We start from the raw sequence: 26,061 nt of genomic DNA on the forward strand, positions 1-26,061 counted from the left end.
AGGAAGTCCTGATACGACTCATTCATGCAACGCTATCAAGCCTTCAAATACGAACTGATGCCGACTGACGAGCAGCAGCACAGCATGCGCTGCTTCGCAGGGGCATGCCGCTTCGTGTTCAACAAGGCATTGGCCGTGCAGAAGGAACGCTATGATCGAGGCGAGAAAAATCTGAGCTACGCGGGGCTGTGCAAGCTGCTTACCGATTGGCGCAACGGTACGGAAACACCGTGGCTCAAGGACGCACCGATTCATCCGCTGCAACAGTCTCTCAAGGATCTGGAACAGGCTTACACAAACTTCTTCGCTAAGCGCGCTGATTTTCCACGCTTCAAAAAGAAGAGTCTCGGCAGCAGCTTCCGCTATCCCGACCCGAAGCAAATCAAGCTCGATCAGAGCAACAACCGCATTTTCTTGCCCAAACTCGGTTGGCTTCGCTATCGCAACAGTCGGGATGTGCTGGGCGAGGTGCGTCACGTCACCGTGTGTCAAAACGCGGGCAAATGGCGCGTTTCGATCCAGACAGTACGTGAAGTCAAGCAACCAGTACCGCAGGCAGCGAGCGCGATTGGTATCGACATGGGCATCGCTCGGTTTGCCACCATGAGCGACGGCAGTTTTCTCGCGCCTCTCAACAGCTTCAAGCGGCACGAGGCCAAGCTGCGTCGTGCGCAGCAGGCACTGAGCCGAAAGGTCAAGTTCAGCAACAACTGGAAGAAGGCAACGGCCCGTATCCAGCGTATCCATGCCCGCATCGGCAATGCCCGCCGCGACTATCTGCACAAGGCCACGACCACCATCAGCCAAAACCACGCGATGGTATGCATCGAGGACTTGCAGGTACGCAATATGTCTAGGTCGGCGGCAGGCAGCCCAGATGCGCCGGGCAAAAATGTTCGGACCAAGTCTGGCCTGAATAAAGCCATTCTCGATCAGGGGTGGTTCGAGTTTCGTCGCCAACTGGACTATAAGCTGGCGTGGAACGGCGGCTGGCTTGTCGCGGTGCCGCCGGCGAATACGAGTCGAACGTGTCCGGCCTGTGGGTCGGTGAGCGCCGAGAACCGACAGACGCAGGCCGCATTCCACTGTGTCGGGTGCGGGCATGAGGACCATGCCGACGTGGTCGGCGCGATCAACATACTGGCGCGGGGACACCGCGTTGCAGCCTGTGGAGAGCCGGCGCAATCAGGCCACTCCGCGAAGCAGGAACCCACCGAGGCGATCCGAGACACGCATCATCGTTCGAGACGCGGCAGGAATCCCCGCTCTTTCCGCCAAATGGCGGCGGCCAGAGGTCCAGAGTGGGGAGGATGTCAAAGGTATGTTTCAATGGAGGATTGCGCGCTCGACTAACCGGGCGCGACGCACATCCTGGTTTTGACCCCGATTCACGAACAACAGGCGATTGACATGGCCACTCCCGTCACCATCCTCACCGGCTTCCTCGGCAGCGGCAAGACGACGCTGCTCAAGCGCATCCTGAACGAACAGCACGGCATGAAGATCGCCGTGATCGAGAACGAGTTCGGCGAAGAGAACATCGACAACGAGATCCTCATCCAGGATTCGAACGAGCAGATCATCCAGATGAGCAACGGCTGCATCTGCTGCACGATCCGCGGCGACCTCGCGCGCACGCTCGGCGATCTCGCCGCGAAGAAGCGCGAAGGCAAGCTCGACTTCGACCGCATCGTGATCGAAACCACGGGCCTCGCGAACCCGGGCCCGGTCGCGCAAACCTTCTTCATCGACAGCGAGATCGCCGACGATTTCCTGCTCGACGCGGTCATCACGCTGGTCGACGCGAAGCATGCGAACGCGCAGCTCGACGAGCACGAAGTCGTGCAGCGCCAGGTCGGTTTCGCCGATCGCCTGTTCATCACGAAGTCGGACCTGGTCGACGACCAGACGGTGGCCGACCTCAAGCACCGCCTGATGCACATGAACCCGAAGGCCGCGATCAAGGTCGTGAACTTCGGTGAAGCCGACATCAAGGAAATCTTCGACCTGCGCGGCTTCAACCTGAACGCGAAGCTCGAGATCGACCCCGACTTCCTCGCCGAAGACGATCACGCGCACCACCACCACGATCACGACCATGATCACGATCACGCGAATTGCGACCATGATCACGGTCAATGCGCGCACGATCACAGCCGCCACCATCACCACCACGCGCATCACGACGACAAGATCAAGTCGTTCGTGTACCGCAACGACCGCCCGTTCGACCCGAACAAGCTGGAAGACTTCCTCGGCGGCATCCTGCAGATCTACGGCGAGCGGATGCTGCGCTACAAGGGCGTGCTGTACATGAAGGGCGTCGACCGCAAGGTCGTGTTCCAGGGCGTGCACCAGATGATGGGCAGCGACCTCGCCTCGAAGTGGCTCCCGGTCGAGAAGAAGACGAACAAGATGGTGTTCATCGGCGTCGATCTGCCGCAGGACCTGATCACCGACGGCCTCGACGCCTGCCTCGCCTGACGCGCGCGGGCGACCGTCGCGCCCCCGCCGCACGGCCGCCTCGCGGGCGGCTGCTGCGGCCGCGGGGCGCCTTTTCCGGGCAGGGTTTCGCCGTCATCGCTTTTTCTCGATTTGCGCGTTATATTTTCTAGATATTGGCGCAGCCGACGGGGATCGACCCGATACGGCGCCCGCTTGCGATTCAGTTACAATACGTGCCCGCTGGAGTACGGCAACAAACAGGCCCGGTTCTTGCTGAACCAGTTTTCCGGGCATCGCAACCGCGCCGGATCGCCAATCCGCCTCCCGGCCGCGGCCGATGCGATGTGCCGCGCAGCACACCGGTTCGCAGCGCGCGCAACTCCGCGCCAGGCCTATCCTGGTATTTGAGAACCGGTTTTCCAGAGGCTTTCGGCCCCGCGGCGGCAAATCGCAAATGATTGCAAGGGCGGTTGCGGGTAATCCCAAAGTGCAGGCAATATCTATCGATTTGCCGCACATTGAAGAAGCAAGCAGATGACGAAGAAACTCTTGACCGAAGCCGAAATCCTGAAGATGAGCGACAAGGATTACATGAATGAGGATCAGCTCGCCTTCTTCAAAAATCGGCTCGAACAGTTGCAGGCGGACATCCTCAAGAATGCAGGCCAGACGACCGAGAACCTGCGCGAGACGGTGATCGTGCCCGATCCCGCCGATCGCGCGACGATCGAGGAAGAGCACGCGCTCGAACTGCGTACGCGCGATCGCGAACGCAAGCTCCTCAAGAAGGTTCAGCAGTCGCTCGCCCGCATCGATTCCGGCGATTACGGCTGGTGTGAGGAAACCGGCGAGCCGATCGGCATTCCGCGCCTGCTCGCGCGTCCGACCGCCACGCTGTCGCTCGAAGCGCAAGAGCGCCGCGAGCTGCGCCAGAAGCTGTTCGGCGACTGATCGAGCGGCGTTCCGCTCAGACACGCTGCTTCCCGAAAGCGCGCGGCCTGCCGCGCGCTTTTTGTTTTTCCGGCACCGGTTTAGGGGCCTGTTCCCGCTAATAACGGGCTTGCGCTGGCCGCATTGCTGCGTCGCGCGTCGCTTGTTTGGCTCGGCCAAACGGCGCTCCTTGCTTCTTGCACGCGCCCAAAGGAAGTCCCCTTGGGGGACGACCGGCAAGACACGTTCACAAGCCCGTTATTAGCGGGAACAGGCCCCTGCCGGCCGATTTGCCAGCCCCTCTTGATATCCCGGCGCCCGCCCTAAAATGAAACGGATGCGCGCCGGGCCGCTCCCCGGCGCACTGCGATTCATGCGGCGGCGCCCCGCGCCGCCCGACTCTTCCCCGTTTTTCTCAAGGAACGCAGATGGAGCAATTTCACGGCACGACCATCGTTTCGGTCCGGCGCGGCGACAAGGTCGCGCTCGGCGGCGACGGCCAGGTAACCCTCGGCAACATCGTCATGAAGGGTGGCGCGCGGAAAGTGCGGCGGATCTACAACAACCAGGTACTGGTCGGATTCGCGGGCGGCACCGCCGATGCGTTCTCGCTGCTCGATCGCTTCGAGGCGAAGCTCGAGAAGCACCAGGGCAACCTGACCCGCGCGGCCGTCGAGCTCGCGAAGGACTGGCGCACCGACCGGATGCTGCGCCGCCTCGAGGCGATGCTGATCACGGCCGATGCCACCACCACGCTCGTCATCACCGGCAACGGCGACGTGCTCGACCCCGAAGGCGGGATCTGCGCGATCGGCTCGGGCGGTGCCTATGCGCAGGCCGCGGCTCGCGCGCTCGTCGAGAACACCGAGCTGTCGCCGCGCGAGATCGTCGAGAAGTCGCTCGGGATCGCCGGCGACATGTGCATCTACACGAACCACAACCGCATCATCGAAACGATCGAGTAAGGACCGCACCATGAGCACCATGACCCCTGCCGAGATCGTCTCGGAACTCGACAAGCACATCATCGGCCAGGCGAAGGCGAAGAAGGCCGTCGCGGTCGCGCTGCGCAACCGCTGGCGCCGCCAGCAGGTCGCCGACCCGCTGCGCCAGGAAATCACGCCGAAGAACATCCTGATGATCGGGCCGACGGGTGTCGGCAAGACCGAAATCGCGCGCCGCCTCGCGAAGCTCGCCGATGCGCCGTTCATCAAGATCGAAGCGACCAAGTTCACCGAAGTCGGCTACGTCGGCCGCGACGTCGACAGCATCGTGCGCGACCTGATCGAGATCTCGGTCAAGCAGACGCGCGAAACCGAAATGCGCAAGGTGCGCAGCAAGGCGACCGACCAGGCGGAAGACCGCATCCTCGACATCCTGCTGCCGCAACCGCGCGCGGTGGGCTTCGGCGGCAACGCCGAGCACGCGAACGACGACAACAACGTGACGCGCCAGACGTTCCGCAAGCGCCTGCGCGAAGGCCAGCTCGACGACAAGGAAGTCGAGCTCGACCTCGAGCAGCCGTCGGCCGGCATGGACATCATGGCGCCGCCGGGGATGGAAGAGATGACCGAGCAGATCCGCTCGATGTTCTCGAACCTCGGCAGCGGCAAGAAGCAGCGCCGCAAGGTGAAGATCAAGGAAGCGCTGAAGCTGCTGACCGACGAGGAAGCGGCGAAGATGCTCAACGACGAGGAAGTGAAGACGAAGGCCGTGCAGAACGTCGAGCAGAACGGCATCGTGTTCCTCGACGAGATCGACAAGATCACGTCGCGCAACAACGAAGGCAGCGGCGGCGAAGTGTCGCGCCAGGGTGTGCAGCGCGACCTGCTGCCGCTCGTCGAAGGCACGACGGTCAACACGAAGTACGGGATGGTGAAGACCGATCACATCCTGTTCATCGCGAGCGGCGCGTTCCACCTCGCGAAGCCGAGCGACCTGATTCCCGAACTGCAGGGCCGCTTCCCGATCCGCGTCGAGCTCGACTCGCTGTCGGTGAACGATTTCGAAGCGATCCTCGTCGCGACCGATGCAAGCCTCGTCAAGCAGTACCAGGCGCTGCTCGCGACCGAAGACGTGCAGCTCGAATTCGCCGAGGACGGCATCCGCCGTCTCGCGGAGATCGCGTTCTCGGTCAACGAGAAGACCGAGAACATCGGTGCGCGCCGGCTGTACACGGTGATCGAGAAACTGCTCGAGGACGTGTCGTTCTCGGCCGGCAACCATGCGAGCGAGCGCGTGACGATCGATGCGAAGTATGTCGATCGCGCGCTCGGCGAAGTGGCGCAGGACGAAGATCTGTCGCGCTACGTGCTGTAACGCGCGCGGCGTCGAATGCGAGACGGGCGGCCCGGCGGGCCGCCCGTTTTCGTTGGTGCGCCGCGCGGCAGGCCGCCATGCGCCGCCCGTCCGCCTGCGCGATCGCGCGCCGTATCCCGCGGCACGCGTCGTACGGAATCGCCCTCGCCGTGACGACCACGGCGCGGCGCGCCGCTTACTGCCGCACCGGCTTCTTCGCGAGCTTGCGTTGCAGCGTGCGGCGATGCATGTTCAGCGCGCGCGCCGTCGCCGAAATATTGTTGTTGTTCTCGGCCAGCACGCGCTGGATGTGCTCCCATTCGAGCCGGTCGACCGACAGCACGACCGGATTCTCCAGCGCTTCGTCGGCCTGCACTTCGGTCGCGTTGGTCTGCAGCGCGGCGAGGATCGACTCGACGTTCGCGGGTTTCGCGAGATAGTTGTCGGCGCCTTCCTTCACCGCCTGCACGGCAGTCGCGATGCTCGCGTAGCCGGTCAGCACCAGGATCCGCGCGTCGGGCTGCAGGTCGCACAGCGGTGCGATCAGGCTCAGGCCCGAATCCTCGCCGAGATGCAGGTCGACGGTGATGAACTGGAACTTGCCGCCCGCGGCGAGCCGGAGCGCCGCCTCCTTGTCGTGCGCCTGCTGGACCGCGTAACCGCGGCGCTCGAGGCCGCGCGCGAGCGTGCCCGCGAACACCTCGTTGTCGTCGATCACCAGGAAATTGTTCTCGCTCATGTGGTTTCTCCGTCTACGTGTTGGTTGAGGCGGCCGGCGTCGCGACACGCACGACCGGCAGCCGCAGCACGGCCCGCGTGCCGCGCGCGGCGGTCGTAACGGCCGGGCGGCTGTCCGGCGCGCCGGTTGTCCGTTCGGTCAGGCGCTGGCCCGCGCGCTGTGCCGATCCTGCCGCGGCGTGACCATTCGCCGCACTGGCGGCCCGCCCGTTGCCGCCCGCCGCGCGCGGCACGACATCGGACAGTTCGATCTCGCCGCCGAGCCGCGCGGCCGCGCTGAACGCCAGATACAGGCCGACCCCGTGCCCGCCCTGCGTGCTGTCGACCGGCATCGCGCCGAGCGATTCACGCAACGCCGCCGGAATGCCGGGCCCGTCGTCACATACCTCGAATTCGATCTCGTCGGCCGTGCCGGCGTGCGCGACCTTCGCGGCCAGCGTCACGCGCTGCGGGCTCGCGCGCGCGGCGTTGTCGAGCAGGATCGTCAGGATCTGGCCGGCCGCGACCGTGTCGTCGAGCGCGACGCCCGCCGGGCGCGCGCCGAGCAATTCGAACTGCACATGCGGATGCCGCAGGCGCCAGTGCTCGACGAACGTGTCGAGCCAGTCGTCCACCGGCTGGCGGCTCGCGGGCGCGCTCGCGCGGCTGCGCAGGCGCGCGAGCGCCGACGTGCAGAGCGTCATCTGTTCCTCGAGCACCTTCAGGTCGGCCTCGTAGCGGGCCAGCCCCGGATCGTCGCGCGCGGCGTCGCGCAGCTCTTCGGCGAGCATCGCGATCGTCGACAGCGGCGTGCCCATCTCGTGCGCGACGGTGGCGGCCTGCACGCCGAGCGCGACCGCCCGCTCGTCGCGCAGCAGGTGCTGCTGCGCTTCGCCGAGCGCCGCATCGCGCTGGCGCAGCGCATTCGACATGCGCGCGACGAACCACGCGATCAGCCCGACGCTGACCATGAAGTTCGCCCACATCCCGGTACGGTAGTAGTCGAACAGGTTCGCGGGGTTGTCCATGTTGAGCGGCACCGAGTCGAAGCCGAGCGCCGCGTAGCACGCGACCGCGAACGCCGCGAGCCAGATCATCAGGTGCCACGGCAGCACGGCCGCCGCGATCGCGAGCGAAGGCAGGTACAGCGACACGAACGGATTGGTCGTGCCGCCCGACAGGAACAGCAGCGCGGACAGCGCACCGAGGTCGACCCACAGCTGGCCGAGCAGCTCGAAATTGGTCTCGGGCCGCGCGCGCAGCACGCGCACCCAGGTGAGCGCATTGAAAACGATTTCGAGCGCGATGACCATCAGCATCGCCGGCAACGGCAGATGCACGCCGAAATAGGTCTGCACGACGCCGATCGTCACGAGCTGGCCGATGATCGCGAGATTGCGGAGCCAGAACAGGTGACTGAGGTTGACGCGCCCGGTGGTGGTGATTCGTTGCATCCGAGCAGTTTACCCGTTTAGCGGGCGGCGCCTCTAGCGGGGCCGGATCGGCGCGCGGCGAACGGGACGCCCCACGTGCGCGGCCGATGCCGTCAACCTGCCGCGCCGGCCATCCGCTGCGCGATCTCGTCGGCCAGGCACTCGGGGCAGCGGCAGCGTGCGCCGGCCGCGGGCGGCGTACCGCCGGGCACGACCGGCATCGACGCGCACCAGCATTCGAACGGCTGCGTGCGGGCGCCGCAGTCGAAGCTGCGGCCGCAGTGCGGGCAGCGCGCGCGGCGCGGGGCGGAACGGGCGTCGGCGGCGGAATCGGTCATGGCTGAAGCGCTCGAGCGGGCGGGAAGCCGCCCTACGCGACAAGCATAGCGCGGCGAACGGATTTTGCACGCCGGCCGTTCGGCCGATGGCCATCGCGAACGGGCGCGAACCGCCCCTCCGGCGACGCCCGCGCACCGCTCCCCGTATCGCGGCCGGCATCGCGCCGCGCCATAGCCGGCGGGCCGCCGCGCGCGGCGCCCACGCCGCGCCGTCGGTGTTCCGGCCCGCCCAAAAACCCGATGCTGCGCTGCGCCACTCCTGTACAATTCGCCGTGTTTCAACGTTCCCAGCCTGAGCCGCCGCCATGTCCGAGCCCATCGACCTCTCGCAGATCGCCCCCACGCTGAAAGCAGAAATCCTCGCCGAAGCGCTGCCGTACATCCGCCGCTACCACGGCAAGACCGTGGTCATCAAATACGGCGGCAATGCGATGACGGAAGAGCGGCTCAAGCAAGGCTTCGCGCGCGACGTGATCCTGCTGAAACTGGTCGGCATCAATCCGGTGATCGTCCACGGCGGCGGTCCGCAGATCGATCAGGCACTGAAGAAGATCGGCAAGGCCGGCACCTTCATCCAGGGCATGCGCGTCACCGACGAAGAGACGATGGAAGTCGTCGAATGGGTGCTGGGCGGCGAAGTGCAGCAGGACATCGTGACGCTGATCAACCACTTCGGCGGCCATGCGGTGGGCCTGACGGGCAAGGACGGCGGCCTGATCCACGCGCGCAAGCTGCTGATGCCGGACCGCGACAACCCGGGCCAGTACATCGACATCGGCCAGGTCGGCGAAGTCGAGGCGATCAACCCGGCCGTCGTGAAGGCGCTGCAGGACGACGCGTTCATCCCGGTGATCTCGCCGATCGGTTTCGGTGAGGACGGTCTCTCGTACAACATCAACGCCGACCTCGTCGCGGGCAAGCTCGCCACCGTGCTGAACGCCGAGAAGCTGCTGATGATGACCAACATCCCGGGCGTGATGGACAAGGACGGCAACCTGCTGACCGATCTCTCCGCGCGCGAGATCGACGCGCTGTTCGAAGACGGCACGATCTCCGGCGGCATGCTGCCGAAGATCTCGTCGGCGCTCGACGCCGCGAAGAGCGGCGTGAAGTCGGTGCACATCGTCGACGGCCGGATCGAGCACTCGGTCCTGCTGGAAATCCTGACCGAGCAGCCGTTCGGCACGATGATCCGCTCGCATTGAGCAAGCGCAGCAAGACCGCCACACCCGACTTGCCGGCTCCGCTGCTGCGCCGGCGCGTGTCACGCAGCCGGCCCCGCGCCGGCGCGCCGGTGTGGCTGTTCGATCTCGACAACACCCTTCACCACGCATCGCACGCGATCTTTCCGGAGATCAACCGCGCGATGACGCAGTACATCATCGACGCGCTGCAGGTCGAGCGCGCCGAAGCCGACCGCCTGCGCACCGGCTACACCGAGCGCTACGGCGCCGCGCTGCTCGGCCTCACGCGCCATCATCCGATCGACCCGCACGACTTCCTGCGCGTCGTCCACACGTTTTCCGACCTGCCGGCGATGGTGCGCGCCGAGCGCGGCCTCGCGCGCATCGTCGCCGCGCTGCCGGGCCGCAAGCTGATCCTGACCAACGCGCCGGAGAACTATGCGCGCGCGGTGCTGCGCGAGCTGCGCATCGAGCGGCTGTTCGAGCGCGTGATCGCGATCGAGCACATGCGCGACCGCCGCACATGGCGCGCGAAGCCCGACCACACGATGCTGCGCCGGGCCTTGCGTGCCGCGCATGCGCGGCTGGCCGATGCGATCCTCGTCGAAGATACCCGCAGCCACCTGAAACGCTACAAGCGGCTCGGCATCGGTACCGTATGGATCACCGGCCACCTGCCGGGCCATCTGCCGAGCATCGGCCGTCCACATTATGTCGATCAGCGCATTCGTTCGTTAAAATCGCTGCGACTGGGCACACGATCGGGGCGACAGAAATGCAGCCGACTTACCCGCAGGACCAAGCCGTAAAGGAAGACCAGGCCACGCCGTCCCGCCCGCGCCCGAAGCCGGGCGAGCGGCGCGTGATGATCCTGCAGACACTCGCGACGATGCTCGAGGCGCCCAAGCCCGAGAAGATCACGACCGCCGCGCTCGCGGCCCGGCTCGACGTTTCGGAAGCGGCGCTCTACCGGCATTTCGCCAGCAAGGCGAAGATGTACGAGGGGCTGATCGAATTCATCGAGCAGGCGCTGTTCGGCCTCGTCAACCAGATCGTCGCGAAGGAGCCGAACGGCGTACTGCAGGCGCGCACGATCGCGCTGACGATGCTCAATTTCGCCGCGAAGAATCCGGGCATGACGCGCGTGCTGACCGGCGAGGCGCTGGTCGGCGAGGACGAGCGCCTCACCGAACGCGTGAACCAGTTGCTCGACCGGATCGAGGCGACCGTCAAGCAGTGCCTGCGGGTTGCCCGCACCGAGGCCAGCACGCCGCAGGACGGCGCCGCACCGTTCGCGTTGCCGGCCGACTACGATCCCGCCGCGCGCGCCAGCCTGCTCGTCAGCTACGTGATCGGGCGCTGGCACCGCTTCGCGAAAGGCGGGTTCCAGAAATCGCCCGGCGAGCAGGCCGATGCGCATCTGCGGCTGATCCTGCAGTGAGATGACGCGGGCGCGGCGGCCCCGCCCGGCGCGCCCGAATCCGCGCTCCGCAATTTCCGCTATACTTTGCCGACTGCCGCCCCTAGGGCGGCAGCCAGACACGCGCCGATTTGCTGACTCGATTGCGGGCGCGCGAACCGGCCAGGGCGTTGATGCTGTCTTTGTCCCGGCGGTTCACTACAAATGCGGCTAAAGAGGTCGTCAGCCGCGCACCTTCGCCTCCGCGCATCGCCGACACCATTTAGCTGCCCAGTCATAAGGCGGAACGAATGGAATCGATCGGCATCGTCGCTCCACAGACCATGCACTTCGCCGAACCGCTGCGCTTGCAAAGCGGCAGCGTGATCGGCAACTATCAGCTCGTCGTCGAGACGTACGGCGAACTCAACGCCGCGCGCTCGAACGCGGTGCTCGTCTGCCACGCGCTCAACGCGTCGCACCACGTCGCCGGCGTCTACGCGGACGATCCGCGCAGCACCGGCTGGTGGGACAACATGGTCGGCCCGGGCAAGCCGCTCGATACCAACCGCTTCTTCGTGATCGGCGTGAACAACCTCGGCTCGTGCTTCGGCTCGACCGGCCCGATGAGCATCGACCCGTCCACCGGCAAGCCGTACGGCGCGAGCTTCCCGGTCGTCACCGTCGAGGACTGGGTGCACGCGCAGGCGCGCGTCGCGGATGCCTTCGGCATCGAGCGCTTCGCCGCGGTGATGGGCGGCAGCCTCGGCGGGATGCAGGCGCTCGCGTGGAGCCTGATGTATCCGGAGCGCGTCGCGCACTGTATCGACATCGCGTCGACGCCGAAGCTGTCCGCGCAGAACATCGCATTCAACGAGGTCGCGCGCTCGGCGATCCTGTCCGATCCCGATTTCCACGGCGGCGACTATTACGCACACGGCGTGAAGCCGAAGCGCGGCCTGCGCGTCGCGCGGATGATCGGCCACATCACGTACCTGTCCGACGACGACATGGCCGAGAAATTCGGCCGTGCGCTGCGCCGTGCCGACGGCGCGCTCGACGCGTACAACTTCAGCTTCGACGTCGAGTTCGAGGTCGAGTCGTACCTGCGCTACCAGGGCGACAAGTTCGCCGACTACTTCGACGCGAACACCTACCTGCTGATCACGCGCGCGCTCGACTACTTCGACCCGGCCAAGGCGTTCGACGGCAATCTGAAGGCCGCGCTCGCGCACACGCAGGCGAAATACCTGATCGCGAGCTTCTCGACCGATTGGCGTTTCGCGCCGGCCCGCTCGCGCGAGATCGTGAAGGCGCTGCTCGACAACAAGCGCACGGTCAGCTACGCGGAAATCGATGCGCCGCACGGCCACGACGCATTCCTGCTCGACGACGCGCGCTATCACAACCTGCTCCGCGCGTATTACGAACGAATCGCCATCGAGGTGGGTGCATGAACCAGCAAGCACTGAATTCCCTGTCCGCGCGCGCGGACTTCCGCACGATCGCGCGCTGGGTCGAACCGCGCTCGACGGTGCTCGACCTCGGTTGCGGCGACGGCTCGCTGCTCGCGCTGCTGATGGAAGAACTGGACGTGACCGGCTACGGGATCGAGCTGAACGACGCGGGCGTGCTCGCGAGCGCGAAGAACGGCATCAACGTGATCCAGCAGAACCTGGAAGACGGCCTGCGCCTGTTCGAGGACCACAGCTTCGACATCGCGATCCTGTCGCAGACGTTGCAGACGATCCACCAGACGGCCGCGATCCTGCGCGAAACCGCGCGGGTCGGGCGCGAATGCATCGTGTCGTTCCCGAATTTCGGCTACTGGCCGCACCGGCTGTCGGTGCTGAACGGCCGGATGCCGGTGTCGAAATCGCTGCCTTACCAGTGGCACAACACGCCGAACGTGCGGGTGCTGACGATCGAGGATTTCGAGGCGCTCGCGCCCGAAGTCGGCGTGACGATCCTCGACCGCGTGGTGCTGCACGAAGGCCAACCGATTCGATGGGGAGCGAACTGGCGTGGTAGTCTTGCTGTCTACCGCGTCAAGCGCAGCTGAGCCGGGGAGCCGTTGACGGACGCCGTCGGCCCGCACGCACGTGCGGCCGCGCCGCTGCGCGACCCGCGCCGTCGCCTGCGCTGCCGCCGCAATCAGTCAACGCTATCCAGTTCCAGTCCATGTCGAAAACGCCACACGAGGCGCCCGCACTCACCGCTCACGAGGATCACCCCGGCTGGCGAGCCTATCTGAACACGCACATGCTGATCTGCGTGTTCCTCGGTTTCACGTCGGGTCTGCCCCTCTTCACGCTCGTCTACCTCGTGCAGGCATGGCTGCGCTCCGAGGGCGTGAACCTGAAGGAAATCGGCCTGTTCGCGCTGATCCAGTTCCCGTACACGTGGAAGTTCCTGTGGGCGCCGCTGATGGACCGCTACGTCCCGCGCCTGCCCGGCTGGCGGCCGGGCCGCCGGCGCGGCTGGCTGCTGCTCACGCAGCTGCTGGTCGCGGGTGCGATCGCCGCGCTCGGCTTCGTGTCGCCGCGCGACTCGATCTGGACGGTCGCCGCGCTCACCACGCTCGTCGCGTTCTTCGGCGCGAGCGCCGACATCGTGATCGACGCGTACCGCCGCGAGCTGCTGCGCGACACCGAGCAGGGCCTCGGCAACGCGGTGCACGTGAATGCGTACAAGCTTGCCGCGCTGATCCCCGGTTCGCTCGCGCTGATCCTGTCCGACCACCTGCCGTGGGACGCCGTGTTCGCGCTCACCGGCGCGTTCATGCTGCCGGGCATCCTGATGACGCTCGTCGTGCGCGAGCCCGAAGTGGTCGGCGCGCCGCCGCGCAACCTGCGCGACGCGATCGTGCTGCCGTTCCGCGAATTCATCCAGCGCGACGGCTGGGCCGGCGCGCTGCTCGTCATCGCGTTCATCTTCCTGTTCAAGATCGGCGACACGATGGCCACCACGCTGTCGACGTCGTTCTTCCTCGACATCGGCTTCTCGCGCACCGAAATCGGCATCGTCGCGAAGACCACTGCCCTCGTCGCGAGCGTGGCCGGCGGCATCATCGGCGGCGTCTGGCTCGTGAAGATCGGCATCGGCCGCGGGCTGTGGATCTTCGGTGCGCTGCAGATGGTGTCGACGCTCGGCTTCGCGTGGCTCGCGCAGGTCGGCCCCGGTTCGCCGGTGCTCGCGGTGCTGTACGACTTCACGGTCGCGGCCAGCCACGCGCTCGCGTCGTTCATGTCGGTGTTCGGTATCGAGATCACGCCAAAGCTGAGCCCGATGACGGTCGCCCTCGCGATCGTCTACGGCTTCGAAACCTTCACGACCGGCCTGACGATGGCCGCGTTCGTCGCGTATATCGCGAGCACGACCGACCCGCGCTATACGGCCACGCAGTTCGCGCTGTTCACGAGCCTCGCGTCGGTGCCGCGTACGCTCGCGTCGGCCGCGAGCGGCTTCGTCGTCGCAAAGATCGGCTGGTACGACTATTTCATCGTGTGCACCGCGCTCGCGATTCCCGGCATGCTGCTGCTGTTCAAGATCGCGCCGTGGAACGGTGCCGCACGCAACGGCGAGGCCAGCCGTGCGCAGTAACGGCCTGCACCGCCTCGCGCGCGTTGCGGCTTCGTTGAGCGTCGGCGCCGCGGCGCTCGCCGCGGGGTTCGCCCATGCGACCGACGCCGGCGCGCCCGCTGCCGCCGCCGCGGGCTCCCCGGCCACGGCACCCGCTTCACCGCCGGCGACTTCGACGCCCGCCGCCCCTGCCCAGTCGGCCACCGCCGAACCCGCGCAGCCGACCGGCGCCGCCGCGTCGGCGAAGGCTTATGCGCAGACATCGCAGCAGGTCCGCTACGGCGACGCCATTGCCTTCCGCACGTTGATCCCGTCGCCGCTGCTCGAGCAGCTCACCGCGAACGAATACGCGCAGATCGTGCAGGCGGCCGCCGACAGCAACCGCCTGCTGCCGGCGAACCAGCCGCGCGTGAAGCGCCTGCGCGCGATCGTCGCGAAGCTCGCGCCGTATTCGGTGAAATGGAACGACCGCGTAAAGAGCTGGGCGTGGGACGTCAACGCGATCCGCTCGCGCGACATTCGCCTGACCTGCCTGCCGGGCGGCAAGGTGCTCGTGTACGGCGGCCTGCTCGACCGCGTCCGCCTGAACGACGACGAGCTCGGCGTGCTGCTCGCGCACGGCATTGCGCATGCGCTGCGAGAACATGCACGCAGCAACTTCAGCGCGACCTCGCAGACGTCGCTGCACGCGGCCGCGCTGCCGCCGCTGTTCGGCGTCGGCGAGCCTCTGCCGCAGGCACTGAACCTCGGCGAGCGCCTGCAGTCGCTCCACTACGACCCGACCGACGAGACCGAAGCCGACGTGATCGGCGGCGACATCGCCGCCCGTGCGGGCTTCGATCCGCGCGCGGCGATCACGCTGTGGGACAAGCTCGCGGTTGCGACACGCGGGAACAAGGCGACGGGCTTCATCTATACGCACCCGTACAGCACCGCCCGCCGCCAGGACCTGCTGAACCGCCTGCCGGATCTCATGCCGCTGTACGCGAAGGCCGTGGGCAAGCACGTCGACACACTGCCCGACTACGCGGGCATCAGCGCGCAGCGTCGCAAGGTCGTGCGGCGCTGAGCGCCCCGCGCGGCCGATCGCGACGCCGCCCTACGCATCCACCTCCGCCGCGACCGGCCGGGCGCCGCTTTCGCGCATCCAGCGCACCTCGTCACCCGGGCTGCGGCCGAACAGCCGTTTGAACTCGCGGCTGAACTGCGATGCGCTCGCATAGCCGACACGCGCGGCCGCCGCACCGGCGCCGACCCCGTCCTGCACCATCATCAGCCGTGCCTGGTGCAGCCGCGCGGCCTTCACGTACTGCATCGGCGACGTCGCCGTCACGTGCTTGAACTGCGCATGGAACACCGCGAGGCTCATGCCGGCCTCGCGCGCGAGCGTCTCGACGTCGAGATCGGCCTTCAGGTCCGCATGGATGCGCCGCAGCGCCTTCGCGATGCGGCCGAAGTGATGCTGCTGGACGAGCGCCGCGCGGATCGCGTCGCCCTGCGCGCCCGTCAGCACCCGATACGCGATCTCGCGCATGATCGCGGGGCCCAGCACGCGCGTGTCGTGCGGCGACGCGAGCGCTTCGAGCAGCCGCAGCACGGCATCCGCCAGCGGCGCATCGAGCGGCGTCGAATCAACGCCGAGCGGTTCGCTGACGGGCGCACCGAGCGTCTCGTCGAGCAGGATCGCGAGCTCGGCGATCACCGCGAGATCGACGCGGATCGAGATCGCGAGAAACGGCTCGTCCTGGCTCGCGAAGGTCTCGCATTCGAACGGCAGCGGCACCGACAGCACGAGATACTGCTGCGCGTCGTACACGAACGAGCGCTCGCCGAGATAGCCGAGCTTGCGCCCCTGGCACACGACGACGATGCTCGGCTCGTACAACACCGGCATGCGCGGCACCGGACGGCTCACGCGGATGAAGCGCACGCCGTCGAGCGCCGCGAGGCGTGTCGCCCTCGTTCGGCGCGAGGCGCGTATGCAGCTCGACCATGCGGCGCTGCACACGGTCGCCCGTATCGGCGAAAAGGGGCTCGAAGCTCATCTGCGTGGTCCTGTCCGGCAAGAGAATCTGGCTCGCAATTTAGCACCCTGGACGTGTTTTGACGGCTGTTTGCACGCAGTTAGAGAGGAATAGGCAAATCTTCCAGACCTTCGTGTATTTCACTGCGGCGCCGCGCTCCTTACGATGACGTCCTGCCTCGCCGCATCGCCACATGATGCGACGGCAGTCTGTTTCGCCGGATGCTTTCCGGACAAGGAGCCCATCGCATGAGCACTACCTATGCCTACGCAGCGACCGATTCGCGCTCGCCGCTCGCCCCGTTCGAATTCCAGCGTCGCGCACTGCGCGACCTCGACGTCCAGATCGACGTCCTCTACTGCGGCGTCTGCCACTCGGACCTGCACCAGGCCCGCAACGAATGGCGCAACACGATCTATCCGGTCGTGCCGGGCCATGAAATCGTCGGCCGCGTGACCGCGACCGGCCCGGAAGTGACGCGCTTCAAGGTCGGCGAACTGGTCGGCGTCGGCTGTCTCGTCGATTCGTGCCGCACCTGCGCGAGCTGCGAAGAAGGCCTCGAGCAATATTGCGAGAACGGCTTCGTCGGCACCTACAACGGCCAGGATCGCGTGACGGGCGACATCACGTTCGGCGGTTATTCGACGCAGCTCGTCGTCGACGAGGCGTTCGTGCTGCGCGTGCCCGAGACGCTCGACCCGGCCGGCGCCGCGCCGCTGCTGTGCGCCGGGATCACGACCTACTCGCCGCTGCGGCAGTGGAACGTCGGCCCCGGCAAGAAGGTCGGCATCGTCGGGCTCGGCGGCCTCGGCCACATGGGCGTGAAGCTGGCGCGCGCGATGGGTGCGCACGTCGTGCTGTTCACCACGTCGCCGTCGAAGATCGAGGACGGCAAGCGGCTCGGCGCGCACGAAGTCGTGATCTCGAAGGACGAGGCGCAGATGAACGCGCACCTGAACAGCTTCGACTTCATCCTGAACACGGTCGCCGCGCAGCACGACCTGAACCCGTTCCTGCACCTGCTGAAGCGCGACGGCACGATGACGCTGGTCGGCGCGCCGGAGCACGACCATCCGTCGCCGCAGGTGTTCAACCTGATCTTCAAGCGCCGCCGCCTCGCCGGCTCGCTGATCGGCGGGATCGCGGAAACGCAGGAAATGCTCGACTTCTGCGCGGAGCACGGGATCACGTCGGATATCGAAACGATTCCGATGCAGCAGATCAACGCGGCCTACGAGCGGATGCTGAAGAGCGACGTGAAGTACCGGTTCGTGATCGACATGGCGTCGATCAAGCAGTAAGCGACGAAGGCGATACGCACGATCGCCGCCCCAAACGAAACGGGCCGCATGTTCGACATGCGGCCCGTTTTTGCATCCGACTGCTGCACGCGCGGCGCAGCGCGGAACATCACTTCTTGTAGTCGTAGTCCACCGTCAGCGGCGCGTGGTCGCTGAACTTGATGTCCTTGAAGATCGACGTGCTTTTCGCGGTGCCGGCGATACCCGGCGTCGCGATCTGGTAATCGATCCGCCACCCGACGTTCTTCGCATACGCCTGGCCGCGGTTGCTCCACCACGTGTACTGCTCGGCGCGCGGGTCGAGCGTGCGGAACACGTCGACATAGCCGACATCGTCGAACAGCTTCGTGAGCCACTCGCGCTCTTCCGGCAGGCAGCCCGAATTCTTCTGGTTGCTCTTCCAGTTCTTGATGTCGATTTCCTTGTGGACGATGTTCACGTCGCCGCACAGGATCACCTCGCGCTTCTTCTTCAGCGCGGCGAGGTGCGGCATGAACTCGTCCATGAAGCGGTACTTCGCCTGCTGGCGCTCTTCGCCGCTCGAGCCTGACGGCACGTACACCGACACGACGGACAGCTTGCCGTAGCGCGCCTCGACGTAGCGCCCTTCGGCATCGAATTCGCTGCTGCCGAAGCCGATGATCACGTCATCGGGCTCGCGGCGGCTGTACACGCCCGCGCCGCTGTAGCCCTTCTTCTCGGCGTGGTGAAAATAGCTCTTGAAGCCGTGCGGCTCGACGAATTCGACCGGCAGGTCGTCGGCCGAGACCTTGATTTCCTGCACGCACACGCAATCGGCGTTCTGTTCGCCGAGCCACTCGAAGAAGCCCTTCTTCGCGGCGGAGCGGATGCCGTTCAGGTTGGCGGTAATCACTCGCATCATGTCGGATTCCGTTCAGTTCGATGTTTTTCAGGGGGGCAGCTTAGCGGATCTTCACGCCTTCGAGCTCGGGCTTCGGCGGCGGGAATTCCAGCTTCATGTCGGTCATCGTGCGCAGCAGCAGCTCGGCGATCATCACGTTGCGGTGCGTCTTCGAGTTCGCCGGGATCACGTACCACGGCGCATGCTCGGCGGACGTCGCGGCGAGCGCGTCACGGTAGGCGGACTGGTACGCGTCCCAGTGCTTGCGCGCGTCGAGATCGGAGATGTCGAACTTCCAGTGCTTGGTCGGATCGTCGATGCGCGCCTGCAGCCGCGCGCGCTGCTCGTCCTTCGAGATGTGCAGGAAGCACTTGATGATCGTCGTGCCGTTCTCGACCAGCATCGTCTCGAAATCGCGGATCTGCCGGTAGCGGCGCTCGCATTCCTTCGCGTCGATCAGGTCGAGCACGCGCGGCACGAGCACGTCTTCGTAGTGGCTGCGGTTGAAGATCGCGAGCTCGCCCGCGGCCGGCACCTGCGCATGCACGCGCCACAGGAAGTCATGCGCGGCCTCGATCGGCGTGGGCGCCTTGAACGACACGACGCGCAGGCCGAGCGGATCGACCTCGCGGAACACCGCGCGCACGGTGCCGTCCTTGCCGCTGGTGTCCATCCCCTGCAGCACGAGCAGCACACGCTTCTTCTGCTGCGTGTGCAGGCGCTCCTGCTGCACGTCGAGCTCGGTCGACACGACCGACAGCCGTTCGCGGTCCGCTTCTTTCGATCCGGACGAAAACGGCTTCGCGGCCGGGTCGAACGCATCGAGCTTGAATGCGGCGGCTTCCTTCTCGCGCGTGCTGTAAGGCACGCGGAAATCGTCGAGCGACGGTTGTTTCGCCATTCGTTCCTCCGTTGGACGCTGTGGTGCATACGATAACGCATCCACCAAAACGCAACGGGCCGCCCCGATCCGGTTCGGGGCGGCCCGTCGTCAAGCGCGGTTCAGGCGCGCGGTCATGCTCAGCCGAGCTTCTTCTTCAGCAGTTCGTTGACCTGCTGCGGATTGGCCTTGCCCTTCGTCGCCTTCATCGCCTGGCCGATCAGCGCGTTGAACGCCTTTTCCTTGCCCGCGCGGAATTCCTCGACCGACTTCGCGTTCGCCGCGAGCACTTCGTCGATGATCGCTTCCAGCGCGCCGGTGTCGGAGATCTGCTTGAGCCCCTTCGCGTCGATGATGCGGTCGGCCGCGCCTTCGTCGGTCGCCTTCTCGTCCCAGATCGTCGCGAAGATTTCCTTCGCGATCTTGTTCGAGATCGTGCCATCCGCGATGCGCTGCAGCACGAGCGCGAGCTGCGCGGCCGAGACCGGAATCGCGTCGATTTCGATGCCGTCTCGGTTCAGCTGCGACGACACGTCGCCCATCAGCCAGTTCGCGGCGATCTTCGCGTTCGCGGTGCCGGCCTTCGCGACCACGGCTTCGAAGTACGCGGCCATCGCCTTGCTCGACGTCAGCACGCCCGCGTCGTACGCGGACACGCCGTATTCGTCGGCGAAGCGCTGCTGCATCGCGGCAGGCAGCTCGGGCATCCCGGACTGCACGCGCTCGATCCAGTCCTGGCCGATCACGAGCGGCATCAGGTCGGGGTCGGGGAAGTAACGGTAGTCGTGCGCGTCTTCCTTGCTGCGCATCGAACGCGTCTCGCGCTTGTCCGGATCGTAGAGGCGCGTTTCCTGCACGACTTCGCCGCCGTCCTCGATCAGCTCGATCTGGCGACGCACTTCGAAATTGATCGCTTCCTCGAGGAACCGGAACGAGTTCAGGTTCTTGATTTCCGCGCGCGTGCCGAACTTCTCCTGGCCGACCGGGCGCACCGACACGTTCGCATCGCAGCGGAACGAGCCTTCCTGCATGTTGCCGTCGCAGATGCCGAGCCACACGACGAGCCCATGCAGTGCCTTCGCGTAGGCCACGGCCTCGGCCGCGCTGCGCATTTCCGGCTCGGTGACGATCTCGAGCAGCGGCGTGCCCGCGCGGTTCAGGTCGATCCCCGTCATCCCGGCGAAGTCTTCATGCAGCGACTTGCCCGCATCTTCCTCGAGGTGCGCGCGGGTCAGGTTGACCGTCTTCTCGTACGCTTGCTTGCCGGCCTTTTCGTTGGCGGGCACCTGGATCGTGATCTGGCCGCCCTGCACGACCGGAATCTCGTACTGGCTGATCTGATAGCCCTTCGGCAGGTCGGGGTAGAAATAATTCTTGCGCGCGAAGATGCTGCGCGGCGCGATGGTCGAGCCGATCGCGAGGCCGAAGCGGATCGCGCGTTCGACCGCGCCGCGGTTCAGCACCGGCAGCACGCCCGGCAGCGCCAGGTCGACCGGGCAGGCCTGCGTGTTCGGCTCGGCGCCGAACTGCGTCGACGCGCCCGAGAAAATCTTCGAGACGGTCGACAGTTGCGCGTGCGTCTCGAGACCGATGACGACTTCCCATTGAGTAGCCATATGCTTACACCCCTGCCGGAACTTGCTTGTGCCAGTCGGTCGCGCGCTGGAACGCGTCGGCGACCTGCAGCATCCGGGCTTCGTTGAAATAGTTGCCGATGATCTGCAGGCCGACCGGGCGCTTCGCATTCGCGCCCGCGCCGAAGCCGCACGGCACGCTCATGCCGGGCAGGCCGGCGAGGCTCACCGACAGCGTGTAGATATCCGCGAGATACATCTGCACCGGATCGTCGCCCTTCGAGCCGAGATCCCATGCGACCGTCGGCGACGCCGGGCCCATGATCACGTCGCAGGACTTGAACGCTTCCTGGAAATCGTTCGCGATGATGCGGCGGATCTTCTGCGCCTGCAGGTAGTACGCGTCGTAGTAGCCGTGCGACAGCACGTACGCACCGACCAGGATCCGGCGCTTCACCTCGGGGCCGAAGCCTTCCGCGCGCGACTTCTTGTACATGTCGAGCAGGTCGCCGTACTGCGCGGCGCGGTGGCCGAAGCGCACGCCGTCGAAACGCGACAGGTTCGACGAGGCTTCAGCCGGCGCGATCACGTAGTACACGGGAATCGACAGTTCCGTCTTCGGCAGCGACACGGGCACGAGCGTCGCGCCGAGCGCTTCATATTGCTTCAGCGCCGCGTCGATCGCCGCGCGCACGTCGTCGGCGAGGCCGTCGCCGAAATACTCGTTCGGCAGGCCGATGCGCAGGCCCGCGAGCGGCTTGCCCGCATCGTTGCCGGCTGCCCACGGCTGGCCGAGGTGGCGCGTGAAATCTTCGTCGTCGCGCTCGAGGCTCGTCGAGTCGCGCTCGTCGAAGCCGGCCATCGCATTCAGCAGCAGCGCGCAGTCGGACGCGCTCTGCGCCATCGGGCCGCCCTGGTCGAGCGACGACGCGAACGCGATCATCCCGTAGCGCGACACGCGGCCGTAGGTCGGCTTGATGCCCGTCACGCCCGCGAACGACGCGGGCTGGCGGATCGAGCCGCCGGTGTCGGTGCCGGTCGCGGCCGGCGCGAGGCGCGCGGCCACCGCTGCCGAGCTGCCGCCCGAGCTGCCGCCCGGCACCGCGTTCGTGTCCCACGGGTTCTTCACCGCACCGAACGCCGAATTCTCGTTCGACGAGCCCATCGCGAACTCGTCCATGTTGGTCTTGCCGAGCGTGACCATGCCGGCCGCCTGCAGGCGGGCGACGACGGTCGCGTCGAACGGGCTCTCGTAGTTCGCGAGCATCTTCGAGCCGGCGGTCGAGTGCCAGCCGCGCGTGACGAAGACATCCTTGTGCGCGATCGGCAGGCCGGTGAGCGCGCCGCCCGCGCCGCGCGCGAGCTCGGCATCGGCGGCCTTGGCCTGCGCGAGGGTGAGATCGGTGTCGACGTGGACGAACGCGTTCAGGTCGCGCGCGGCTTCGATCCGTTTCAGGTAGAGCTGCGCGAGCTCGACGGCCGAGCATTCCTTGGCGGCGAGCGCGGCGCGCAGTTCGGTCAGGCTTTTTGCGTGCATTGAGTGGTTTTCCTGGGAATTCTGGGTGGCGCGCGGCGCAGAGGCGGCGCGCTTGTCATCGAATGCTTACTCGATCACCTTCGGCACGAGATAGAGGCCGTCCTGGACGGCCGGCGCCGGACGCTGGTTGTCGTCGCGATTGACGACCTCCGTCACGGCGTCGTCACGCAGGCGCTGCGCGACTTCCTGGATCTGTTCGATCGGGTGGGCGAGCGGCGCGATGCCGGCGGTATCGACCGCCTGCATCTGCTCGACGAGGCCGAAGAGTTCATTGAGCTGGCCGAGCATGTGCTCGGCGTCGGCGTCGGCCATTTCGAGTCGCGCCAGGTGCGCGATGCGTTTCACATCGGTCAGGGTCAGGGCCATGCGATCACCGGAAAAACAAGGCTGCGCAGCGCATCAAAAGCAGCACTGCGGCGGGGGGTTGGAGGGTGCGATCCCACCCTCAAAAATCGGGGCCGAAGCGGCAAAAATACCGCCCGTTTCGATTCAAATACCGTGAAATTATAAGGTATCATTACGCGTTCGACCCAAACCCGGCAGCCTTTTCCCGCACCGTTTCGCCCCGCTTCGGCAGGCCGTGCGTGCATCGTGCGATCCCCGGTAGACATCACTCGCAGCTTCGTGCGCCGCGGCGGCCGCTTCCGCCACGCTTCCCGAGGCTGTTATTTTTTCCGCTGCCGCCCTCAGCGCTCGCTATGCAGGGCCGGCCCAGAGCGAAACAGGATTCTGAATGTTCGGTTTTTTGCGCAGCTACTTCTCCAACGATCTCGCGATCGACCTCGGCACCGCAAACACCCTGATCTACATGCGCGGCAAGGGCATCGTGCTCGATGAGCCGTCCGTCGTGTCGATCCGCCAGGAAGGCGGCCCCAACGGCAAGAAGACCATCCAGGCAGTCGGTAAGGAAGCCAAGCAGATGCTCGGCAAGGTGCCGGGCAACATCGAGGCGATCCGCCCGATGAAGGACGGCGTGATCGCCGACTTCACCGTCACCGAGCAGATGATCAAGCAGTTCATCAAGACGGCCCACGAGTCGCGCATGTTCTCGCCTTCGCCGCGCATCATCATCTGCGTGCCGTGCGGCTCGACCCAGGTCGAGCGCCGCGCGATCAAGGAAGCCGCGCACGGCGCCGGCGCATCGCAGGTCTACCTGATCGAAGAGCCGATGGCTGCTGCGATCGGCGCGGGCCTGCCGGTGTCGGAAGCCACCGGCTCGATGGTCGTCGACATCGGCGGCGGCACGACGGAAGTCGGCGTGATCTCGCTCGGCGGCATCGTGTACAAGGGTTCGGTGCGCGTCGGCGGCGACAAGTTCGACGAGGCGATCGTCAACTACATCCGCCGCAACTACGGGATGCTGATCGGCGAACAGACCGCCGAGGCGATCAAGAAGGAAATCGGCTCCGCGTTCCCGGGCTCCGAAGTCAAGGAAATGGAAGTGAAGGGCCGCAACCTGTCGGAAGGCATTCCGCGCAGCTTCACGATCTCCAGCAACGAAATCCTCGAAGCGCTGACCGATCCGCTGAACCAGATCGTGTCGTCGGTGAAGATCGCGCTCGAACAGACGCCGCCGGAACTCGGCGCCGACATCGCCGAACGCGGGATGATGCTGACGGGCGGCGGCGCGCTGCTGCGCGACCTCGATCGCCTGCTGGCGGAAGAAACCGGCCTGCCGGTGCTCGTCGCGGAAGATCCGCTCACCTGCGTCGTGCGCGGTTCGGGCATGGCGCTCGAGCGCATGGACAAGCTGGGCAGCATCTTCTCGTACGAGTGATCGTCCAGGCAGTTCCCTGACATGACGCAACCGCGGCGTGGCCGGCTCGCTCGTTTAGAACGAACCGCCGCGCCGTTTGCGCGTCTGAGCATCATTTAACCGATCATTCGCGCCCGGCGCCGACCATGGAATACAGTCCGCCGCCCCTCTTCAAGCAAGGTCCGCCCGCGCTCGCGCGGCTCATCTTCTTCGTTGCCCTCGCCATCGCGCTCCTCGTCTCGGACGCGCGCTTCAGCACGCTCGAAATCGTCCGCGGCGTGCTCGGCACCGTGCTCTATCCGCTGCAGCGCGCCGCGCTCGTGCCGCGCGACCTGTTCATGGGCGCGGCCGACATCGCCGTCACCGGTGCGTCGCTGCGCCACGAGAACGACGACCTCCGCAAACTCAACCTGCAGCTGTCCACGCAAGCCAACCAGGCCGCCGTGCTCACGCAGGAGAACGCGCACCTGCGCGCCGTGCTCGAGCTGCGCCAGCACATCGCGACGCAGTCGACGCCGGCCGAGATCCAGTACGACACGAGCGATCCGTTCACGCAGAAGATCGTGATCGGCCAGGGCTCGCAGCAAGGTATCCAGAACGGCGCGCCCGTCGTCAGCGAGAACGGCGTGGTCGGCCAGGTCACGCGCGTGTTCCCGCTGCAGTCCGAAGTCACGCTGGTCACCGACCGCGATCTCGCGATTCCCGTGCAGGTGCTGCGCACCGGCCTGCGCAGCGTGATCTACGGCACGCCGAAGGGCGATTCGCTCGATTTGCGCTTCGTGCCGACCAGCGCGGATCTCGTCGTCGGCGACGAGCTCGTCACGAGCGGCCTCGACGGCGTCTATCCGCCCGGCCTGCCGGTCGCGAAGGTCGTGCGCGTCGACAAGCTCGCCGATACGGCGTTCGCGCGCGTGACCTGCGCGCCGGTCGCCGCCGTGCGCGGCGCGCGCCAGATGCTCGTGCTGCATTACCAGAACGACATCCCGCCGCGCCCGGCCGAGCCCGATCCGGCCGCCGACAAGAACGCGAAGGGCAAGAAAGGCGCGAAAGCCGCCGCGAAGGGCGAGAAGGCCGACAAGGCTGATGCGAATGCGAAGCCGGCCGCCGCGGCCCAGCCCGGCGCGAAGCCCGCGCCTGCGGCACCGGCCGCTCCGGCCAAGCCCGCCGCCGCGCCCGCGAAGCCCGCGGCCGGGCAATCAGGAGCCCAGCGATGAATCGCCCGCAATACATCCTGCAGCCGGTCAATCCGTACTTCATCGTCTTCAGCCTCGCCGCCGCGTTCCTGCTGAACCTGATGCCGTGGGGCCGCCTGCCCGGCGTGCCCGACTTCGTCGCGCTCGTGCTGCTGTTCTGGAACATCCACCAGCCGCGCAAGGTCGGGATGGGCGTCGCGTTCGCGCTCGGCATCCTGATGGACGTGCATGACGCGGGCCTGCTCGGCGAGCATGCGCTCGCCTATACGCTGCTGTCGTACGGCGCGATCACGATCCACCGCCGCGTGCTGTGGATGCCGATCGGCGTGCAGGTGCTGTACGTCACGCCGCTCCTGGTCGTCGCGCAGCTCGTCCCGTTCGTGATCCGCCTCGTGATGGGCGCCGCGTTCCCGGGCTGGCGCTACCTGGTCGACGGCTTCGTCGAAGCCGCGCTGTGGCCGATCGCGAGCCACCTGCTGCTGATGCCGCAACGCCGCCCGGTCGATCCGGACGATACGCGCCCCATCTGAGCCAGGGGCCCGCCTTGAATACCTGCCGCCTCCACGCCCGCCGCGCGCCGCGTTCCGGGGCGGCACCTCGCCCGCACC

Annotated in this window: 24 protein-coding genes and 1 pseudogene; 16 read left to right on the top strand and 9 right to left on the bottom strand. The window is 66.4% G+C overall.

Annotation, left to right across the window (positions count from 1 at the left end):
* Positions 1-24: 24 nt before the first annotated feature.
* The 5 genes from CFB50_RS17160 to hslU all read left to right on the top strand — a co-directional run bounded on the left by CFB50_RS17160 (position 25) and on the right by hslU (position 5,694).
* Complete coding sequence (locus CFB50_RS17160) at positions 25-1,353, top strand: RNA-guided endonuclease InsQ/TnpB family protein (protein WP_235986596.1); 1,329 nt, start codon at positions 25-27, stop codon at positions 1,351-1,353.
* 57 nt (positions 1,354-1,410) lie between these two features.
* The gene (locus CFB50_RS17165) at positions 1,411-2,484 is read left to right on the top strand and encodes a CobW family GTP-binding protein (RefSeq protein ID WP_089446624.1); all 1,074 of its coding nucleotides are present in this window, start codon (positions 1,411-1,413) and stop codon (positions 2,482-2,484) included.
* A gap of 495 nt (positions 2,485-2,979) precedes the next feature.
* A complete protein-coding gene (dksA, locus tag CFB50_RS17175) occupies positions 2,980-3,396 on the top strand; it encodes an RNA polymerase-binding protein DksA (protein WP_006477498.1) in 417 nt (138 codons plus the stop codon).
* 407 nt (positions 3,397-3,803) lie between these two features.
* On the top strand, positions 3,804-4,340 hold the full coding sequence (gene hslV / locus CFB50_RS17180) for an ATP-dependent protease subunit HslV (protein ID WP_006477497.1): 537 nt from the start codon (positions 3,804-3,806) through the stop codon (positions 4,338-4,340).
* A 10-nt stretch (positions 4,341-4,350) separates the two neighbouring features.
* Complete coding sequence (gene hslU / locus CFB50_RS17185) at positions 4,351-5,694, top strand: ATP-dependent protease ATPase subunit HslU (RefSeq protein WP_089446625.1); 1,344 nt, start codon at positions 4,351-4,353, stop codon at positions 5,692-5,694.
* A gap of 175 nt (positions 5,695-5,869) precedes the next feature.
* Here hslU and CFB50_RS17190 read toward each other — a convergent pair whose 3' ends face one another.
* From CFB50_RS17190 to CFB50_RS17200, 3 genes are all read right to left on the bottom strand, one after another.
* Positions 5,870-6,412, bottom strand: a complete 543-nt coding sequence (locus tag CFB50_RS17190) for a response regulator transcription factor (RefSeq protein ID WP_021156278.1) — start codon at positions 6,410-6,412, stop codon at positions 5,870-5,872.
* 13 nt (positions 6,413-6,425) lie between these two features.
* Positions 6,426-7,844: an ATP-binding protein gene (locus CFB50_RS17195; RefSeq protein WP_089446626.1), complete on the bottom strand. Its 1,419-nt coding sequence runs from the start codon at positions 7,842-7,844 to the stop codon at positions 6,426-6,428.
* Between the two features lie 92 nt (positions 7,845-7,936).
* A complete protein-coding gene (locus tag CFB50_RS17200; RefSeq protein ID WP_069249130.1) occupies positions 7,937-8,161 on the bottom strand; it encodes a cysteine-rich CWC family protein in 225 nt (74 codons plus the stop codon).
* A gap of 305 nt (positions 8,162-8,466) precedes the next feature.
* Here CFB50_RS17200 and argB point away from each other — a divergent pair, with 305 nt between their 5' ends.
* From argB to CFB50_RS17245, 7 genes are all read left to right on the top strand, one after another.
* Positions 8,467-9,366 (top strand): acetylglutamate kinase, encoded by a 900-nt coding sequence (argB, locus tag CFB50_RS17210; protein ID WP_006754950.1) that lies wholly within the window; start codon positions 8,467-8,469, stop codon positions 9,364-9,366.
* On the top strand, positions 9,363-10,154 hold the full coding sequence (locus CFB50_RS17215; protein ID WP_089446627.1) for a pyrimidine 5'-nucleotidase: 792 nt from the start codon (positions 9,363-9,365) through the stop codon (positions 10,152-10,154). Before argB ends, CFB50_RS17215 begins: the two co-directional genes overlap by 4 nt.
* Positions 10,121-10,786 (top strand): nucleoid occlusion factor SlmA, encoded by a 666-nt coding sequence (slmA, locus tag CFB50_RS17220; RefSeq protein ID WP_089446628.1) that lies wholly within the window; start codon positions 10,121-10,123, stop codon positions 10,784-10,786. Before CFB50_RS17215 ends, slmA begins: the two co-directional genes overlap by 34 nt.
* Before the next feature lie 269 nt (positions 10,787-11,055).
* Positions 11,056-12,201 (top strand): homoserine O-succinyltransferase MetX, encoded by a 1,146-nt coding sequence (metX, locus tag CFB50_RS17230; protein WP_089446629.1) that lies wholly within the window; start codon positions 11,056-11,058, stop codon positions 12,199-12,201.
* Complete coding sequence (metW, locus tag CFB50_RS17235; RefSeq protein WP_006755281.1) at positions 12,198-12,806, top strand: methionine biosynthesis protein MetW; 609 nt, start codon at positions 12,198-12,200, stop codon at positions 12,804-12,806. Before metX ends, metW begins: the two co-directional genes overlap by 4 nt.
* A 119-nt stretch (positions 12,807-12,925) precedes the next feature.
* Positions 12,926-14,347 (top strand): AmpG family muropeptide MFS transporter, encoded by a 1,422-nt coding sequence (locus CFB50_RS17240; protein ID WP_069249137.1) that lies wholly within the window; start codon positions 12,926-12,928, stop codon positions 14,345-14,347.
* Entirely contained in the window at positions 14,337-15,395 is a 1,059-nt protein-coding gene (locus CFB50_RS17245) for a M48 family metallopeptidase (RefSeq protein ID WP_089446630.1), read from the top strand. Before CFB50_RS17240 ends, CFB50_RS17245 begins: the two co-directional genes overlap by 11 nt.
* 30 nt (positions 15,396-15,425) lie before the next feature.
* On the opposite strand, the pseudogene CFB50_RS17250 reads toward CFB50_RS17245, so the two are convergent.
* Positions 15,426-16,371: pseudogene (locus tag CFB50_RS17250) on the bottom strand (AraC family transcriptional regulator N-terminal domain-containing protein).
* Between the two features lie 227 nt (positions 16,372-16,598).
* On the opposite strand from CFB50_RS17250, the gene CFB50_RS17255 reads away from it, so the two are divergent.
* Positions 16,599-17,651 (top strand): NAD(P)-dependent alcohol dehydrogenase, encoded by a 1,053-nt coding sequence (locus CFB50_RS17255; RefSeq protein ID WP_069249139.1) that lies wholly within the window; start codon positions 16,599-16,601, stop codon positions 17,649-17,651.
* Between the two features lie 109 nt (positions 17,652-17,760).
* Here the strand turns inward: CFB50_RS17255 and CFB50_RS17260 are convergent, their stop codons facing one another.
* From CFB50_RS17260 to gatC, 5 genes are all read right to left on the bottom strand, one after another.
* Positions 17,761-18,534, bottom strand: coding sequence for an exodeoxyribonuclease III (locus tag CFB50_RS17260; RefSeq protein WP_089446631.1), 774 nt, complete (start codon positions 18,532-18,534; stop codon positions 17,761-17,763).
* Positions 18,535-18,574: 40 nt separating this feature from the next.
* Entirely contained in the window at positions 18,575-19,414 is an 840-nt protein-coding gene (locus CFB50_RS17265) for a polyphosphate kinase 2 family protein (protein WP_089446632.1), read from the bottom strand.
* Between the two features lie 119 nt (positions 19,415-19,533).
* Positions 19,534-21,009, bottom strand: coding sequence for an Asp-tRNA(Asn)/Glu-tRNA(Gln) amidotransferase subunit GatB (gatB, locus tag CFB50_RS17270; protein WP_089446633.1), 1,476 nt, complete (start codon positions 21,007-21,009; stop codon positions 19,534-19,536).
* A 4-nt stretch (positions 21,010-21,013) separates the two neighbouring features.
* Positions 21,014-22,504 (bottom strand): Asp-tRNA(Asn)/Glu-tRNA(Gln) amidotransferase subunit GatA, encoded by a 1,491-nt coding sequence (gatA, locus tag CFB50_RS17275; RefSeq protein ID WP_069249143.1) that lies wholly within the window; start codon positions 22,502-22,504, stop codon positions 21,014-21,016.
* 66 nt (positions 22,505-22,570) lie between these two features.
* On the bottom strand, positions 22,571-22,870 hold the full coding sequence (gene gatC / locus CFB50_RS17280; protein ID WP_039353798.1) for an Asp-tRNA(Asn)/Glu-tRNA(Gln) amidotransferase subunit GatC: 300 nt from the start codon (positions 22,868-22,870) through the stop codon (positions 22,571-22,573).
* Positions 22,871-23,237: 367 nt separating this feature from the next.
* On the opposite strand from gatC, the gene CFB50_RS17285 reads away from it, so the two are divergent.
* The 3 genes from CFB50_RS17285 (at position 23,238) to mreD (ending at position 25,983) form a co-directional block, all read left to right on the top strand.
* On the top strand, positions 23,238-24,281 hold the full coding sequence (locus CFB50_RS17285; protein ID WP_004189550.1) for a rod shape-determining protein: 1,044 nt from the start codon (positions 23,238-23,240) through the stop codon (positions 24,279-24,281).
* Between the two features lie 125 nt (positions 24,282-24,406).
* On the top strand, positions 24,407-25,474 hold the full coding sequence (gene mreC, locus CFB50_RS17290; RefSeq protein WP_089446634.1) for a rod shape-determining protein MreC: 1,068 nt from the start codon (positions 24,407-24,409) through the stop codon (positions 25,472-25,474).
* Entirely contained in the window at positions 25,471-25,983 is a 513-nt protein-coding gene (mreD, locus tag CFB50_RS17295; protein ID WP_009687274.1) for a rod shape-determining protein MreD, read from the top strand. Before mreC ends, mreD begins: the two co-directional genes overlap by 4 nt.
* The last annotated feature ends 78 nt before the right edge of the window (positions 25,984-26,061 follow it).

Source organism: Burkholderia sp. AU33423 (assembly GCF_002223135.1).
Classification (GTDB): domain Bacteria; phylum Pseudomonadota; class Gammaproteobacteria; order Burkholderiales; family Burkholderiaceae; genus Burkholderia; species Burkholderia lata_D.